15 protein-coding genes are annotated in these 15,851 nt (G+C 71.3%); 14 read left to right on the top strand and 1 reads right to left on the bottom strand.

Features of this window, described 5'->3' with window-relative positions; genetic code table 11:
• Positions 1-210: 210 nt before the first annotated feature.
• The 5 genes from ACFYW3_RS20670 to ftsH all read left to right on the top strand — a co-directional run bounded on the left by ACFYW3_RS20670 (position 211) and on the right by ftsH (position 8,190).
• The gene (locus ACFYW3_RS20670) at positions 211-1,548 is read left to right on the top strand and encodes an ammonium transporter (RefSeq protein ID WP_351762699.1); all 1,338 of its coding nucleotides are present in this window, start codon (positions 211-213) and stop codon (positions 1,546-1,548) included.
• On the top strand, positions 1,545-1,883 hold the full coding sequence (locus ACFYW3_RS20665; protein WP_053675124.1) for a P-II family nitrogen regulator: 339 nt from the start codon (positions 1,545-1,547) through the stop codon (positions 1,881-1,883). The genes ACFYW3_RS20670 and ACFYW3_RS20665 overlap by 4 nt, the downstream gene beginning before the upstream one ends.
• A 17-nt stretch (positions 1,884-1,900) precedes the next feature.
• A complete protein-coding gene (locus ACFYW3_RS20660) occupies positions 1,901-4,327 on the top strand; it encodes a [protein-PII] uridylyltransferase (protein ID WP_389386953.1) in 2,427 nt (808 codons plus the stop codon).
• Between the two features lie 215 nt (positions 4,328-4,542).
• Positions 4,543-6,117, top strand: coding sequence for a signal recognition particle protein (gene ffh, locus ACFYW3_RS20655; protein ID WP_351754268.1), 1,575 nt, complete (start codon positions 4,543-4,545; stop codon positions 6,115-6,117).
• A 150-nt stretch (positions 6,118-6,267) separates the two neighbouring features.
• On the top strand, positions 6,268-8,190 hold the full coding sequence (ftsH, locus tag ACFYW3_RS20650) for an ATP-dependent zinc metalloprotease FtsH (protein ID WP_389386952.1): 1,923 nt from the start codon (positions 6,268-6,270) through the stop codon (positions 8,188-8,190).
• 21 nt (positions 8,191-8,211) lie between these two features.
• Here the strand turns inward: ftsH and ACFYW3_RS20645 are convergent, their stop codons facing one another.
• Complete coding sequence (locus ACFYW3_RS20645; protein WP_351754266.1) at positions 8,212-8,889, bottom strand: methyltransferase type 11; 678 nt, start codon at positions 8,887-8,889, stop codon at positions 8,212-8,214.
• A gap of 132 nt (positions 8,890-9,021) precedes the next feature.
• Here ACFYW3_RS20645 and proS point away from each other — a divergent pair, with 132 nt between their 5' ends.
• The 9 genes from proS (at position 9,022) to lepB (ACFYW3_RS20600) (ending at position 15,829) form a co-directional block, all read left to right on the top strand.
• Positions 9,022-10,434, top strand: a complete 1,413-nt coding sequence (gene proS / locus ACFYW3_RS20640; protein ID WP_053675134.1) for a proline--tRNA ligase — start codon at positions 9,022-9,024, stop codon at positions 10,432-10,434.
• A gap of 202 nt (positions 10,435-10,636) precedes the next feature.
• Positions 10,637-11,236 carry a hypothetical protein gene (locus ACFYW3_RS20635; protein ID WP_053675136.1) on the top strand — a complete coding sequence of 200 codons (600 nt, stop codon included), beginning with the start codon at positions 10,637-10,639 and terminating at the stop codon, positions 11,234-11,236.
• Positions 11,237-11,496: 260 nt separating this feature from the next.
• Positions 11,497-11,937 carry a 30S ribosomal protein S16 gene (gene rpsP / locus ACFYW3_RS20630; RefSeq protein WP_053675137.1) on the top strand — a complete coding sequence of 147 codons (441 nt, stop codon included), beginning with the start codon at positions 11,497-11,499 and terminating at the stop codon, positions 11,935-11,937.
• Positions 11,938-11,939: 2 nt separating this feature from the next.
• Positions 11,940-12,179: an RNA-binding protein gene (locus ACFYW3_RS20625; protein ID WP_030011889.1), complete on the top strand. Its 240-nt coding sequence runs from the start codon at positions 11,940-11,942 to the stop codon at positions 12,177-12,179.
• Positions 12,180-12,274: 95 nt separating this feature from the next.
• Positions 12,275-12,877: a ribosome maturation factor RimM gene (rimM, locus tag ACFYW3_RS20620; RefSeq protein ID WP_389386951.1), complete on the top strand. Its 603-nt coding sequence runs from the start codon at positions 12,275-12,277 to the stop codon at positions 12,875-12,877.
• Positions 12,877-13,698 carry a tRNA (guanosine(37)-N1)-methyltransferase TrmD gene (gene trmD / locus ACFYW3_RS20615; protein WP_351754259.1) on the top strand — a complete coding sequence of 274 codons (822 nt, stop codon included), beginning with the start codon at positions 12,877-12,879 and terminating at the stop codon, positions 13,696-13,698. The genes rimM and trmD overlap by 1 nt, the downstream gene beginning before the upstream one ends.
• 133 nt (positions 13,699-13,831) lie before the next feature.
• Positions 13,832-14,182 (top strand): 50S ribosomal protein L19, encoded by a 351-nt coding sequence (gene rplS, locus ACFYW3_RS20610; RefSeq protein ID WP_351754257.1) that lies wholly within the window; start codon positions 13,832-13,834, stop codon positions 14,180-14,182.
• A 44-nt stretch (positions 14,183-14,226) separates the two neighbouring features.
• A complete protein-coding gene (gene lepB, locus ACFYW3_RS20605) occupies positions 14,227-14,937 on the top strand; it encodes a signal peptidase I (RefSeq protein WP_351754254.1) in 711 nt (236 codons plus the stop codon).
• Positions 14,938-15,022: 85 nt separating this feature from the next.
• Positions 15,023-15,829 (top strand): signal peptidase I, encoded by an 807-nt coding sequence (lepB, locus tag ACFYW3_RS20600; protein ID WP_351754252.1) that lies wholly within the window; start codon positions 15,023-15,025, stop codon positions 15,827-15,829.
• Positions 15,830-15,851: the final 22 nt, after the last annotated feature.

Below are 15,851 nucleotides of genomic sequence, written 5' to 3'. Positions count from 1 at the left end.
CCGGGTCACCGCCGCGGCCGGTCTCGCGCTTCCGCTCGTTCATGGAGGCGTAACACGCACGACCTCTTCGTCATCGGCGTGAAACACGCAGCTGCGCCGCCGGAAACCCCCCTGCGCGAATCTCAGGGCCAATAACCGGCCAGCCCCTTAACGCCGCTCAGGTTTTCACGATCGCCCGCACGCGAACGTACCGACGACGAGGAGACGCCGATGGCATCAGCCATCACGACCCTCGCGGCAGACGCCCCGACGCTGTCTGCCGCGAACACCGGGTTCATGCTCATCTGCTCCGCCCTGGTCATGCTGATGACCCCGGGACTCGCCTTCTTCTACGGAGGCATGGTCCGCGTCAAGAGCAGTCTCAACATGCTGATGATGAGCTTCATCAGCCTCGGGATCGTCACGATCCTCTGGGTCCTCTACGGATTCAGCCTCGCCTTCGGCACCGACGCCGGCTCCCTCATCGGCTGGAACTCCGACTACATCGGCCTCAGCGGCATCGGCATCACCGAACTGTGGGACGGCTACACCATCCCGGTGTACGTCTTCGCCGTCTTCCAACTGATGTTCGCCGTCATCACCCCCGCCCTGATCAGCGGCGCCCTCGCCGACCGCGTCAAGTTCAGCGCCTGGGCCCTGTTCAGCGCCCTGTGGGTCACCGTCGTCTACTTCCCCGTCGCCCACTGGGTGTGGGGCGCGGGCGGCTGGCTCTTCGAACTCGGCGTCATCGACTTCGCGGGCGGCACCGCCGTCCACATCAACGCCGGCGCCGCGGCCCTCGGCGTCATCCTGGTCATCGGCAAGCGCGTCGGCTTCAAGAAGGACCCGATGCGCCCGCACAGCCTCCCCCTCGTGATGCTCGGCGCCGGCCTCCTGTGGTTCGGCTGGTTCGGCTTCAACGCGGGCTCCTGGCTCGGCAACGACGACGGCGTCGGCGCGGTCATGTTCGTCAACACGCAGGTCGCCACCGCCGCCGCCATGCTCGCCTGGCTCGCCTACGAGAAGCTGCGCCACGGCTCCTTCACCACCCTCGGCGCCGCCTCCGGCGCCGTCGCGGGCCTCGTCGCCATCACCCCGTCCGGCGGCGCCGTCTCCCCGCTCGGCGCCATCGCGGTCGGCGCCATCGCCGGTGTGCTGTGCGCCATGGCCGTGGGCCTGAAGTACAAGTTCGGCTACGACGACTCCCTCGACGTGGTCGGCGTCCACCTCGTCGGCGGCATCGTCGGCTCCCTGCTCGTCGGATTCTTCGCCACCGGCGGGGTCCAGTCCGATGTGGCCGGCCTCTTCTACGGCGGCGGCCTGGAACAGCTCGGCAAGCAGGCCATCGGAGTCTTCTCCGTCCTGGCCTACTCTCTCGTGGCGTCCGCGATCCTCGCCTTCCTCCTCGACAAGACGATCGGAATGCGGGTCACCGAGGACGTCGAGGTCTCCGGCATCGACCAGGTCGAGCACGCCGAGACCGCATACGACTTCAGCGGAGCCGGCGGCGGAGCCTCGCGCGGAACCGCCACCCCCGCTGCCGCCGCGACCAAGAAGGTTGACGCATGAAGCTGATCACCGCGATCGTCAAGCCCCACCGGCTCGACGAGATCAAGGAAGCCCTCCAGCGCTTCGGGGTACAGGGACTCACGGTCTCCGAGGCCAGCGGCTACGGCCGCCAGCGCGGCCACACGGAGGTCTACCGCGGCGCCGAGTACACCGTGGACCTCGTACCGAAGATCCGCATCGAGGTGGTCGTCGAGGACGACGCCGCCGACGACGTGATGAATGTGCTCGTCACGGCGGCCCACACCGGCAAGATCGGTGACGGCAAGGTGTGGAGCGTCCCCGTGGACTCGATCATCCGGGTCCGCACCGGCGAGCGCGGCGCTGACGCGCTCTAGGCGACGGGAGACCCTGGGTGACGAGTGTGGACGCGACCACGACCGAACCGGCCGACTCGGGACCCAGCGGTTACGCCGCGGCCCGGCTGCGACTCCTCCAGGAGGAGTCGCGGTCCGGGCCTTCCCGGCGTTCCGCCCTGGCCGCACTGACCGACGACTGGCTGCGGGCGCTCTTCGCCCGGGCCGTGCGGGAGACCGGCGTACGAGGCGCCTCGCTGGTCGCCGTCGGCGGCTACGGCCGCGGCGAACTCTCCCCGCGCAGCGACCTCGACCTGCTGCTCCTGCACGACGGCAAGGCCGACCCCCGCGCGCTCGGCGCGCTGGCCGACCGCCTCTGGTACCCCGTGTGGGACCTCGGCGTGGCCCTCGACCACTCCGTACGGACCCCCGCGGAGGCCCGCAAGACCGCCGCCGAGGACCTCAAGGTCCACCTCGGACTGCTCGACTCCCGGCCCGTCGCCGGTGACGCCGGACTCCTCGCCGGCCTGCGAACCTCCGTCCTGGCCGACTGGCGCAACCAGGCCGTCAAACGACTCCCGCAACTGCACGCCCTGAGCCGCGAGCGCGCCGACCGGGCCGGCGAACTGCGCTTCCTGCTCGAACCCGACCTCAAGGAGGCCCGCGGTGGCCTGCGCGACATCACCGCGCTGCGGGCCGTCGCCGCGTCCTGGCTCGCCGACGCCCCCCGCGAGGGACTCGCCGAGGCCCGACGCAAGCTGCTGGACACGCGCGACGCCCTGCACCTGGTGACCGGCCGGGCCACCGACCGGCTCTCCCTCCAGGAACAGGACCAGGTCGCCGAGCGGCTCGGACTGCTCGACGCCGACGCCCTGCTGCGCGAGGTGTACGAGGCCGCGCGGGTCGTCGCGTACGCCGGAGACGTCACCTGGCGCGAGGTCGGACGCGTGCTGCGCGCCCGCTCCGCCCGCCCCCGCCTGCGCGGGCTGCTGGGGAGCCGGGGCCCGGCCGAGTCGGCGCGCGCCCCGCTGGCCGAAGGCGTCGTGGAGTCCGACGGCGAGGCCGTGCTGGCGCTGGCCGCGCGCCCCGAACGGGACCCGGTGCTCGCGCTGCGGCTCGGCGCCGCCGCCGCGCAGGCCGGCCTGCCCGTGTCCCCGCACTCCGTGCGCCGACTCGCGGCGCAGGCGAAGTCCCTGCCCGTGCCCTGGCCCGCCGAGGCCCGCGAACAGCTCCTGACACTGCTCGGGGCCGGGGAGCCCACCATCGGCGTGTGGGAGGCCCTCGAAGCGGAAGGGCTCATCACACGGCTGCTGCCCGACTGGGAACGGGTCCGGTGCCGGCCGCAGCGCAATCCCGTGCACACCTGGACCGTGGACCGGCACCTGGTCGAGACCGCCGTCCGCGCCTCGGAGATGACCCGCCGGGTGAGCCGCCCCGACCTGCTGCTGATGGCCGCGCTGCTGCACGACATCGGCAAGGGATGGCCCGGCGACCACTCCGTCGCCGGCGAGACCATCGCCCGCGACGTGGCCACCCGGGTGGGCTTCGACGCCCCGGACACCGCCGTCCTCGGCGTCCTCGTCCGCCACCACCTCCTGCTGATCGACACCGCGACCCGGCGCGACCTCGACGACCCGGCCACCGTGCGCTCCGTCGCGGAGGCCGTCGGTTCCACGGGCACCCTGGAACTGCTGCACGCGCTCACCGAAGCCGACGCCCTCGCCACCGGGCCGGCCGCCTGGAGCGCCTGGCGCGGCTCCCTCGTGGCCGACCTCGTCGCCCGCGTCGCGGCCGTCCTGCGCGGCGCGCCGCCCGCCGTCACCGAACCGGAGATCCCCTCCACCGAAGCGGAGCGCCTCGCGGTCGAGGCGCTGCGCACCGGCGAACCGGTGCTCGCGCTGCACGCCCGTCAGGAAGAGGACGCCGTCGGCGTCGAACTCGTCGTCGCCGTCCCCGACCAACCCGGGGTCCTCCCCGCGGCGGCCGGCGTACTGGCCCTGCACCGGCTGACCGTACGGGCCGCCGACCTGCGCCACCTGGAACTGTCCGACCTGCCGGGGGAGGTACTGGTACTGCGCTGGCGGGTCGCCGCCGAATACGGGGCCCTGCCCGAGACGGCACGGCTGCGCACCGACCTGATCCGGGCGCTGGACGGCTCCCTGGACGTGCCGGCGAAACTGGCCGAGCGCGAGTCGGCCTACCCCCGGCGGCGCGGAGTGGTCCCGCCCCCGCCCCGGGTCACCGTGGTCCCGGACGTCTCCTCGCTGGCCACGGTGCTGGAGGTGCGCGCACCCGACGCGGTCGGGCTGCTGCACCGCATCGGGCGGGCGCTGGAGTCCGCGGGGGTCCGGGTCCGCAGCGCCCACGTCTCCACGCTCGGCGCCAACGCGGTGGACTCCCTGTACGTGGTCGACGCGGACGGCAAGCCGCTGCCGCCGGCCCCGGCCGCCGCGCTGGCCGCCGAGGTGGAGGCGGCGCTGCGCTGACGCCGCCGGCCACTCTCGCCCGAGCCCTCGCCCGAGCCCTCCGCGGGCCCCGGCGGGGGCCGCGCGGCGCCGTCGATCGAGCCCAGCGCCCCCTGCTCGCCACCCGTGCGCCGGCGGGCCCCCGGCCGCTTGGGACGGCCGGGGGTACATCCGCCTCGCGGCCCGATACCCTGGGGGGCGACCACACGCCCCCGACCTGAGGAATCGCGACCACCGTGTTCGATACGCTTTCCGACCGCCTTGCCTCGACTTTCAAGTCCCTCAGGGGCAAAGGCCGCCTCTCCGAGCAGGACATCGACGCTGCGGCGCGGGAAATCCGTATCGCCCTCCTCGAGGCCGACGTCGCCCTCCCGGTCGTCCGCTCCTTCATCGCGAACGTCAAGGAGCGCGCCCGCGGCGAAGAGGTCTCCAAGGCCCTGAACCCGGGCCAGCAGGTCCTCAAGATCGTCAACGACGAGCTGGTCTCCATCCTCGGTGGCGAGACCCGGCGGCTGCGCTTCGCCAAGACCGCCCCGACGGTGATCATGCTCGCCGGTCTCCAGGGTGCCGGTAAGACCACCCTCGCCGGAAAGCTCGGCCTGTGGCTGAAGGGGCAGGGCCACGCCCCGCTCCTCGTGGCGTGTGACCTCCAGCGCCCCAACGCCGTCAACCAGCTCTCCGTGGTGGCCGACCGAGCGGGCGTCGCCGTCTACGCGCCGCAGCCCGGCAACGGCGTCGGTGACCCGGTCCAGGTCGCCAAGGACTCGATCGAGTACGCCCGTACCAAGCAGTACGACGTGGTCGTCGTCGACACCGCCGGTCGCCTCGGCATCGACCAGGAGCTGATGCGGCAGGCCGCGGACATCCGCGACGCCGTCAGCCCCGACGAGATCCTCTTCGTCGTCGACGCCATGATCGGCCAGGACGCGGTCAACACCGCGGAGGCCTTCCGTGACGGCGTCGGCTTCGACGGCGTCGTGCTCTCCAAGCTCGACGGCGACGCCCGAGGCGGTGCCGCGCTCTCCATCGCGCACGTCACCGGCAAGCAGATCATGTTCGCCTCGAACGGCGAGAAGCTCGACGAGTTCGACGCGTTCCACCCCGACCGCATGGCGGGCCGGATCCTCGACATGGGTGACATGCTCACCCTGATCGAGCAGGCCGAGAAGACCTTCAGCCAGGCCGAGGCCGAGAAGATGGCGGCCAAGCTGGCGAAGGGGCCGAAGGAGTTCACGCTCGACGACTTCCTGGCCCAGATGGAGCAGGTCCGCAAGATGGGCTCCATTTCCAAGCTCCTCGGCATGCTGCCGGGCATGGGCCAGATCAAGGACCAGATCAACAACATCGACGAGCGCGACGTCGACCGCATGGCCGCGATCATCAAGTCGATGACCCCGGCCGAGCGCCATGACCCGCACCTCATCAACGGCTCGCGCCGCGCCCGTATCGCCAAGGGCTCCGGCGCCGAGGTCAGCGCCGTGAAGTCGCTGGTCGAGCGCTTCTTCGAGGCCCGCAAGATGATGTCCCGCATGGCCCAGGGCGGCGGGATGCCCGGCATGCCCGGCATCCCCGGGATGGGTGGCGGCCCCGGCCGCCAGAAGAAGCAGGTCAAGCAGGCCAAGGGCAAGCGCAAGAGCGGCAACCCGATGAAGCGCAAGGAAGAGGAGGCCGCGGCCGCGGCCCGGCGCGAGCAGGGTCCGCAGGCGGGCGAGCCCGCCGCCGCAGGCAACCCGTTCGGTCTGCCGGCCGGCGGTGCGCAGCCCGGCCAGGACTTCGACCTCCCGGACGAGTTCAAGAAGTTCATGAAGTGACCGCCTGACGGCACCGCGCGACGCGTACGAGGAGGGCCCCGGCCGGGGATGCGGCCGGGGCCCTTCCGTGTGCCAGGTCCCCGGCCGTCGGGGCGCAATGATCAGGTATGTCGCTTATCGTCGGGCGGGAGGACGGCAGAAGGAGGCCCCGTGCCCAGCCCCACCCCCGCACCGCCGCGCGACCGGGCCGACACCCCCTGGCGCTCCGAGGGCGCCCCGCCCACCCCGCCGCCGGCCAAGAAGGGGATGCCGGGCGGTTGGCGCGGGCTGATCCTCACCGCGCTGATCCTCTTCCTGCTGACCAACCTCGTGCTGTCGTTCTTCAACGAGGGCGACGAGCCGACGATCTCGTACACGGAGTTCAGCAAGCAGGTCGCCGACGGCAACGTCTCGAAGATCTACTCCAAGGGCGACGCCATCCAGGGGCAGCTCAAGAACAAGCAGCCCGCCCCCGACGGGGACGGCGACTACACGAAGTTCGTCACCCAGCGGCCCTCCTTCGCCGACGACCGGCTGTGGTCGAACCTCACCGCCAAGGGCGTCACCGTCACCGCCTCCCCGGTCGTCGAACAGCGCAGCTTCCTCGCCAACCTGCTGATCTCCCTCGCGCCCATCCTCCTGCTCGTCGTCCTGTGGATGTTCATCGCCCGACGGATGGGCTCCGCCATGGGCGGCATGGGCGGGCTCGGCCGCAAGGCGCCGCCCAAGCCCGTGGAACCGGAGACCGGCGCCAAACGCACCACCTTCGACGACGTGGCCGGCATCGACGAGGTCGAGGGCGAACTGAACGACGTCGTCGACTTCCTGAAGAACCCGCAGGAGTACCGCAAGCTGGGCGCCCGCATGCCCGGCGGGGTCCTGCTCGCCGGCCTCCCCGGCACCGGCAAGACCCTGCTGGCTCGCGCCGTCGCCGGCGAGGCCGGGGTGCCCTTCTTCTCCGCCTCCGCCTCCGAGTTCATCGAGATGATCGTCGGCGTCGGCGCCTCCCGGGTACGGGAACTCTTCTCCGAGGCCCGCAAGGTGGCCCCCGCGATCATCTTCATCGACGAGATCGACACCATCGGCCGCGCGCGCGGCGGCGGCGCCGCCATGGGCGGCCACGACGAGCGCGAACAGACCCTCAACCAGATCCTCACCGAGATGGACGGCTTCTCCGGCTCCGAGGGGGTCGTCGTCCTCGCCGCCACCAACCGCGCCGACGTCCTCGACCCCGCCCTGACCCGCCCCGGCCGGTTCGACCGCACCGTCGTCGTCTCCCCGCCCGACAAGGCCGGCCGCGAGGCGATCCTGCGCATCCACACCCGCGACATCCCGCTCGCGCCCGGCGTGGACCTCGCCCGGGTGGCCCGCACGACCCCGGGCATGACCGGCGCCGAACTGGCCAACCTCGCCAACGAGGCCGCCCTGCTGGCGGTCAAGCGCCGACAGGGCGCGGTCACCCAGGCCGACCTGTCCGACGCACTGGAGAAGGTCCAACTCGGTGCCGAACGCCCCCTGGTCATGCCCGACGAGGAGCGCCGCCGCACCGCCTACCACGAGAGCGGCCACGCCCTCCTGGGCATGCTCCAGCCGGGCGCCGACCCCGTCCGCAAGATCACCATCGTGCCGCGCGGCCGGGCGCTCGGCGTCACCCTCTCGACCCCGGACGCCGACCGGTACGCCTACACCGAGGAGTACCTCCGGGGCCGCGTCATCGGCGCGCTCGGCGGAATGGCCGCCGAGCAGGTGGTGTACGCGGTCATCACCACGGGCGCGGAGAACGACCTCGAACAGGTCACCAACATCGTCCGCGGCATGGTGGGCCGCTGGGGCATGAGCGAGCGGATCGGCCGGCTCACCGCGATCCCGGCGGACGCGCAGAGCCCGTACGGCCTCCTCGCGGCGCCCGCCACCCTCGACGCCGTCGACCACGAGATGCGACGGATCGTCGACGAGTGCTACGAGGACGCATGCCGGCTGCTGCGCGAGAACCGCGACAAGCTGGACGCGCTCGCCGAGGCGCTGCTCGCGAACGAGACCCTGGACGAGCCCGCCGCCTACGCCGCGGCGGGCATCGCGCGCCTCCACGAATAGCCGGACACGCGACCCGGCCCGTTAGGCCGTCCGGGCGACCACGTACCGGAAGATGTTCGGCAACCAGACCGACCCGTCGGCTCGTTCGTACGGGTGAAGCGCCTCGGCAAGTTCCTTCTCGACCTGGGCCGTGTCCGCGTGCTCGTACATCCCGGTCGACAGCAGCCCGCGCACCGCGCTGTCCACGTCCGCGTAACCGAACGGGCAGAACACCCGCCCCGACCCGTCCGGCACCAGCCCGGCCGACGCCACCATCGCGTCCAGGTCCCGCGGGGCCGGCCCGCCGCCGAGCACCGCCGGCACCGTGCACCGCTCCGCCGGACCCCAGTCGGCCAGCACCACCACGCCGCCCCGCCGGACCGCCGACAGGGCCGCCGTCAGGTCCCGAGGGCGGGGCGTGAAGGCCAGCACGACGTCGTACGGACGCGCCGGCGACGCCGGGGGAGCGGCGACCACCTCCAACAGCCGCTCACGGGCCAGCGCCCGGCGTGCCGGGTCCGCCTCCACGCCCGTGGCCAGGGCTCCCCGCCCTGCGGCCAACAGCAGGGCCAGCCCGGCCCCGCAATCGAGGCCCAGCAGCCGGTCGCCCGGCCCGACCTCCAGCCGTTCGTAGACGGCCTCGTACAGCGGTACCAGCATCCGTTCCTGGATCTCCGCCCAGTCCCGGGCGACGAGCGTCGCCGTCGGCGTCGGTGTCATCGAAAGAGCGCTCCTGATTCCTTTGTCGCCCCCTGGCCCCCGTTGCCAGGGAACTCCCCATTCGCCCCCGCGTCCAGAGGAACGCGCCACCCGATTCACGCATCGCGTGCGCGGCGCCGTACCATTCGCGCCATGGCAAAGGCACCCGTTCTCACCCCCCAGGCGGAGGATTTCCCCCGCTGGTACCAGGATCTGATCAACAAGGCCGAGCTGGCCGACAACGGTCCGGTACGCGGCACCATGGTCATCCGACCGTACGGCTACGGGCTGTGGGAGCGGATGCAGCAGGAGATGGACGCGCGCATCAAGGACGCGGGCGCCCAGAACGCGTACTTCCCGCTGTTCATCCCGCAGTCCTACCTGACCCGGGAAGCCGAGCACGTGGAGGGCTTCGCCCCCGAGCTCGCGGTCGTCACGCACGGCGGTGGCAAGGAACTCGACGAGCCGGTCGTCGTCCGCCCCACCTCCGAGACGATCATCAACGACTACTTCTCGAAGTGGGTCCAGAGCTACCGCGACCTGCCCCTGCTGATCAACCAGTGGGCCAACGTGGTCCGCTGGGAGATGCGCCCGCGCGTGTTCCTCCGTACGAGCGAGTTCCTCTGGCAGGAGGGCCACACCGCCCACGCCACCTACGAGGACGCCCGCGACTACGCGGCCCGCATCCACACGGACGTCTACGGCGACTTCATGACGAACGTGCTCGGCATCGACGTCGTGCTCGGCCGCAAGACCGCCAAGGAGCGCTTCGCCGGCGCCATCAACACCCTCACCCTCGAGGGCATGATGGGCGACGGCAAGGCCCTCCAGCTGGGCACCAGCCACGAGCTGGGCACCAACTTCGCCAAGGCCTTCAACACGCAGTACCTGTCGAAGGAAGGCAAGCAGGAGCTGGTCTGGCAGACCTCGTGGGGCGTCTCGACCCGCATGGTCGGCGGCTTGATCATGTCGCACGGCGACGACAACGGCCTGCGCGTCCCGCCGCGCCTCGCGCACGTCCAGGTCGTCGTCATGGCGATCAAGGGCGACGAGGCCGTGACCAAGGTCCGCGAGCTGGGCGCCCAGCTCAAGGCCGCGGGCATCCGCGTGCAGGTCGACGACCGCGTCGACACCCCCTTCGGCCGCCGCGCCGTGGACTGGGAGCTCAAGGGCGTACCGGTCCGCATCGAGATCGGCCCCCGAGACCTGGAGGCCGGCACCGCGATGCTCGCCCGCCGGATCCCGGGCGGCAAGGAGGCCGTGCAGATCTCCGCGCTGCTCGACCTGCTGCCCAAGGTGCTGGAGGAGGACCAGGCGCAACTGCTGCGCGAGTCCCGCGAGCGCCGCGAGGCCCGCACCTCCGACGTCGCGACCATCGAGGAGGCCGCCGAGGCCGCCATCGCCGGTGGCTGGGCGCGCATCCCGTGGGCCGACCTGGGCCCCGAGGGCGAGGCCAAGCTGGCCGAACAGGCCGTCTCCGTACGCTGCCTGATCGCACCCGACGGGTCGGTTCCGCAGGCGGACGACGCCCCGGGAACCCTCGCGATCGTCGCGCGCTCGTACTGATCCACCGACCCGCCCCCGGGCGTGCGGCCCCGTGCCGCGCACCGGGGGCGGCTGTCGTTGGGCCTCGTTACGTACCGACTCCTCCGGGGATATGCGCACCCGTCCTCGTCAGGACGCATGAGACTGAACTGACTGGTACGTGCAAAAAATTTGGAATGGCCCGGAATCGGAACACCGGGGCACCCCGGCTCGTTGTCACGACGTGAGCACGACACCACCTGTTCTCGCCGCAGAGCTGGCGCAGGCGTGGGCCGATATTCAGCGGTACCACCCCGAGCTGCCTGACCTTGCCGCGCCCGAGTCCCTGATCGGAGAGTCCTCGTCCGCCTGCGGCGCCGAGCTCTCCTTCGAGCGACTGCTGCACGAGGCAGTCCACGGCATCGCAGCCGCCCGTGGAGTCCGCGACACCTCGCGGGCCGGCCGCTACCACAACCGCAGATTCCTCGCGATCGCCGAGGAGATGGGGCTGGACCACTCCGAGGAACCGCACGCCAGCAGCGGCTTCTCCCTGGTCTCGCTCAACCCCGAGGCGAAGCGGCGCTACCGCCCGACCATCGAGCGGCTGCACCGCGCGCTGAAGGCGCACACGGTCGCCACCGCCGCCGACACCAAGCGCAGTTTCCGAGGGCCGGCCGCCCGCCACGGTTCGTCCGGTGGCGGTGTGCGGGTCAAGGCGGTCTGCGACTGCGGCCGGAACGTACGGGTCGTCCCGTCCGTCCTGGCCCAGGCGCCCATCGTCTGCGGGGGCTGCATGAAACCGTTCCGGATTCCCGAGGTGGCCGTCTCGGCCGCCGCCTCCTGAAGGCACCTCCCGGGCCCGCACGGGCCCGGTGCGGCCCGCACCCGGTGGCGGCGGCATCGGTGGCGCGCCTCCGCGTGCCGCCGATCACCGCTCCCCGAGAGGAAGCGCCGCAGGCATGTGGCACAATGGCTAGCTGTACTCGACAGTCGCATAGGACCCCTCTCTCCTCCGGCTGACGCGTCCATCGGGCACCCGAGTACCGCAACCCCACGTGGCATCTCATGTGCCCAACCACGTCAAGTTCAGGAGACACCACTCCAGTGGCAGTCAAGATCAAGCTCAAGCGCCTCGGCAAGATTCGCCAGCCGCACTACCGCATCGTCGTCGCCGACTCGCGCACCCGCCGCGATGGTCGTGCGATCGAAGAGATCGGTCTGTACCACCCGACGTACAACCCGTCGCGCATCGAGGTCAACGCCGAGCGTGCGCAGTACTGGCTCTCGGTCGGCGCCCAGCCCACCGAGGCCGTGCTCGCCATCCTGAAGCTGACCGGTGACTGGCAGGCGCACAAGGGCCTCCCGGCCCCCGCGCCGCTGCTGCAGCCGGAGACCAAGGAGAGCAAGCGCCGCACGTTCGACGAGTTCGCCAAGGCCCTCGAGGGCATCGGCGAGACCAAGGGCGAGGCCATCACGCAGAAGGCGAAGAAGGCCGACAAGAAGGCGGACGAGGCTGAGGCCACCGCCGAGTCGACCGAGGCCTGAGCATGCTCGAGGAGGCTCTTGAGCACCTCGTGAAGGGCATTGTGGACAACCCCGACGAAGTGCAGGTCGCCTCGCGCAACCTGCGCCGCGGGCAGGTGCTGGAAGTCCGGGTCCACCCGGACGACCTGGGCAAGGTGATCGGTCGCAACGGCCGCACCGCACGTGCTCTGCGTACGGTCGTGGGCGCCATCGGCGGCCGGGGGATCCGCGTCGACCTCGTCGACGTGGACCAGGTCCGCTGAGACCTGTCCGTTGAAAGCGTGAATCACCGGCACGGGCCGGGGAGGGCATACGTGCCCGCCCCGGCCCGTCGTCGTCTGAACAGGAGAGACACACAGTGCAGCTGGTAGTCGCGCGGATCGGCCGCGCCCACGGGATCAAGGGTGAGGTCACCGTCGAGGTACGGACCGACGAGCCCGAACTGCGGCTCGGACCCGGCGCCGTGCTCCAGACCGAACCGGCGTCCGCGGGCCCGCTGACCATCGAGACGGGCCGGGTGCACAGCGGCAGGCTGCTGCTGCGCTTCGCCGGGGTGAAGGACCGCACGGGCGCCGAGGCGCTGCGGAACACCCTGCTCATCGCGGACGTGGACCCGGCGGAACTGCCGGAAGAGCCCGACGAGTATTACGACCACCAGCTGATGGACCTGGACGTGGTGCTGGAGGACGGCACCGAGATCGGTCGGATCACCGAGATCTCCCACCTGCTCTCGCAGGACCTGTTCATCGTCGAACGGCCCGACGGGACCGAGGTGATGATCCCCTTCGTCGAGGAGATCGTCGCCGAGATCGACCTGGAAGAGCAGCGCTGTGTCATCACCCCGCCGCCCGGGCTGATCGACGACCGCGCGGTGATCGCATCCGCGCGCGACGACGCGGGCGACAAGGACGACGAGGGCGACAAGGACGACGAGGCCACCGCTCCCGGGGCAGACGTCTGATGCGTCTCGACGTCGTCACGATCTTCCCCGAGTACCTGGAGCCGTTGAACGTCTCCCTCGTCGGGAAGGCCCGGGCCCGCGGGCAGCTCGACGTTCACGTACACGACCTGCGGGAGTGGACGTACGACCGCCACAACACGGTCGACGACACCCCCTACGGTGGCGGCCCGGGCATGGTCATGAAGACCGACCCGTGGGGCGAGGCCCTGGACGCGGCGCTCGCCGACGGCTACGAGGCCGGCGCGCACGGCCCGGTCATCGTCGTCCCGACGCCCAGCGGCAGGCCCTTCACCCAGGAACTCGCCGTCGAGCTCTCCGAGCGCCCCTGGCTGATCTTCACCCCGGCCCGGTACGAGGGCATCGACCGGCGCGTGATGGACGAGTACGCGACGCGCCTGCCGGTGTACGAGGTCTCCATCGGCGACTACGTCCTGGCGGGCGGCGAGGCGGCCGTCCTGGTCGTCACCGAGGCCGTGGCACGGCTGCTTCCCGGAGTCCTCGGCAACGCCGAGTCGCACCGCGACGACTCCTTCGCCCCCGGCGACATGGCCAACCTGCTGGAGGGGCCCGTCTACACCAAGCCCCCGCAGTGGCGCGGCCGGGGAATCCCGGACGTGTTGCTGAGCGGCCACCACGGGAAGATCGCGCGCTGGCGCCGCGACGAGGCGTTCCGTCGCACCGCCGCGAACCGCCCCGACCTGATCGAGCGCTGTGAGGCGTCCGCCTTCGACAAGAAGGACAGGGCGATGCTCGACGCCCTCGGCTGGAAGCCCTCCGCCGACGGCCGATTTTGGCTCCGGCCCCAGGCCGTGGAAGAATAGGCGGCTGCTGTGTGCTCGCGGGCGCCCCTGCCACAGGGGGATCGTCGTCCGTCGAGTGACGCGGCTCCCGAATTCTCTCCGGAAACCCGCTTCGGCGACCTGTGGCGCCGTGCGAAGAAAGCAGACGAAGCACATGTCTCACCTGCTCGATGGCGTCAACGCCGCCTCGATCCGCTCCGACGTCCCGGCCTTCCGCCCCGGTGACACGATCAACGTGCACGTCCGCGTGATCGAGGGCAACCGCTCCCGTATCCAGCAGTTCAAGGGTGTCGTCATCCGCCGTCAGGGCGCCGGCGTCTCCGAGACCTTCACCGTTCGCAAGGTCTCCTTCAGCGTCGGTGTCGAGCGCACCTTCCCGGTGAACTCCCCGATCTTCGAGAAGATCGAGATCGTCACCCGCGGTGACGTGCGTCGCGCCAAGCTGTACTTCCTCCGTGAGCTCCGCGGCAAGGCCGCGAAGATCAAGGAGAAGCGCGACCGCTGATCTCATCTCCGGGTCCAGGGGCGGGCCGGATAGGCTCGCACCCGATGGACACCGAAGCAGAGCTCACACGACGCGGCCACTCCTCCCCCGATCAGGGGGAGGGGCGGTCGCGTTTCGCGTTCTCGTGGAGGCGGGCCGGACTGCTCGGTGTGATCTGTACCGTGTTCCTGCTGCTGCTCAGCAATTTCGTGCTGCAGCCCTTCCTGATCCCGAGCCGATCGATGGAGCCGACGTTCCGGGTCGGTGACCGGGTCCTGGTCAACAAGCTCGCCTACCGGTTCGGCGACCAGCCGCGGCGCGGGGACCTCGTCGTCTTCGACGGCAGGGGCTCCTTCGTGCCGGAGAGGGCCGGATCAGGCTCGATGGGCGGGAGCCTGCGCGGCGCGGCGTCCGCGCTGGGCATCGGGGACCCGTCCGAGACCGACTTCGTGAAGCGGGTGGTGGGGGTGGGCGGTGACGACGTGGTCTGTTGCGACGCGGGCGGCCGGATCCGGGTCAACGGCACAACGCTCGACGAGCCCTACCTGTTCCCGGGGGACACCGCGTCCAAGGTGCCCTTCCGGATCGTCGTACCCGTTGGGACCCTGTGGGTCATGGGTGATCATCGCTCCCAGTCCCGGGACTCCCGGGACCACCTCGGGGAGCCGGGCGGGGGGATGGTGCCGGTGGAGAGAGTGATCGGGCGTGCCGACTGGATCGGCTGGCCGCTCTCGCGTTGGGGCGCGGCGGGGCCCGCGGGCGGCGGACATGGGTAGCCGGCGACGGCGCGGACGCGGTCGCCGGGAGCCCGAGCACTGGGTGGAGGCGCCGTCGAGACCCGCGGCGCCGCCACGAGGGCCGGTGCCCACGACGCCCGTGCGCGAGTCCGACGGGGGCAGCCGCGCCGAACGCCGCCGGCTGGCGCGCCGGGTCAAGAGACGCAGACGTACCCGACGGGTCGGCGAGGTGCCGCTGCTCGTCGTGGTGGCCCTGTTCATCGCGTTGCTCCTCAAGACCTTCCTCGTACAGGCCTTCTTCATCCCCTCGGGCTCGATGGAGCAGACGATCCGGATCGGCGACCGGGTCCTGGTCGACAAGCTGACGCCGTGGTTCGGCTCCAAGGTCGAGCGGGGCGACGTCGTCGTGTTCAAGGACCCCGGTGGCTGGCTCAAGGGAGAGACCACCAGGCCGCCCAAGGACCCGGTCGTGGTCAAGCAGGTCAAGGAGGTCTTGACCTTCATCGGGCTGCTGCCCTCCGCCGATGAACAGGACTTGATCAAGCGGGTCATCGGTGTCGGCGGGGACACGGTCACCTGCTGTGACACCAAGGGGCGGATCACCGTCAACGGTGCGCCGCTCGACGAGCCGTACGTGAACCCGGGCAACGCCCCCTCGGAGATCCGCTTCACGGTCCGGGTGCCGGAGGGCCGGCTGTTCGTGATGGGCGACCACCGCGCGAATTCCGCCGATTCCCGCTTCCACCTCGACGAGGGCTTCGAGGGCACCATCGGAGAGGAGGGGGTCGTCGGGAAGGCGGTGGTGATCGCCTGGCCGTACGACCACTGGCGCGGGCTGGAGCAGCCGGCGACCTTCCTCACCGTCCCCGATCAGGCACGACGCGGACGGCGCGGGCCTCGTGGGCGTCGTCGGGGCACGCCGGTCGCATAGTGTGTCCTCGGTCTCCCGAGCC

This window comes from Streptomyces sp. NPDC002602 (assembly GCF_042889445.1).
Classification (GTDB): Bacteria; Actinomycetota; Actinomycetes; order Streptomycetales; family Streptomycetaceae; genus Streptomyces.
Note: the sequence above shows the minus strand (reverse complement) of the source record. Positions and strands in the feature narration are given on the sequence as shown.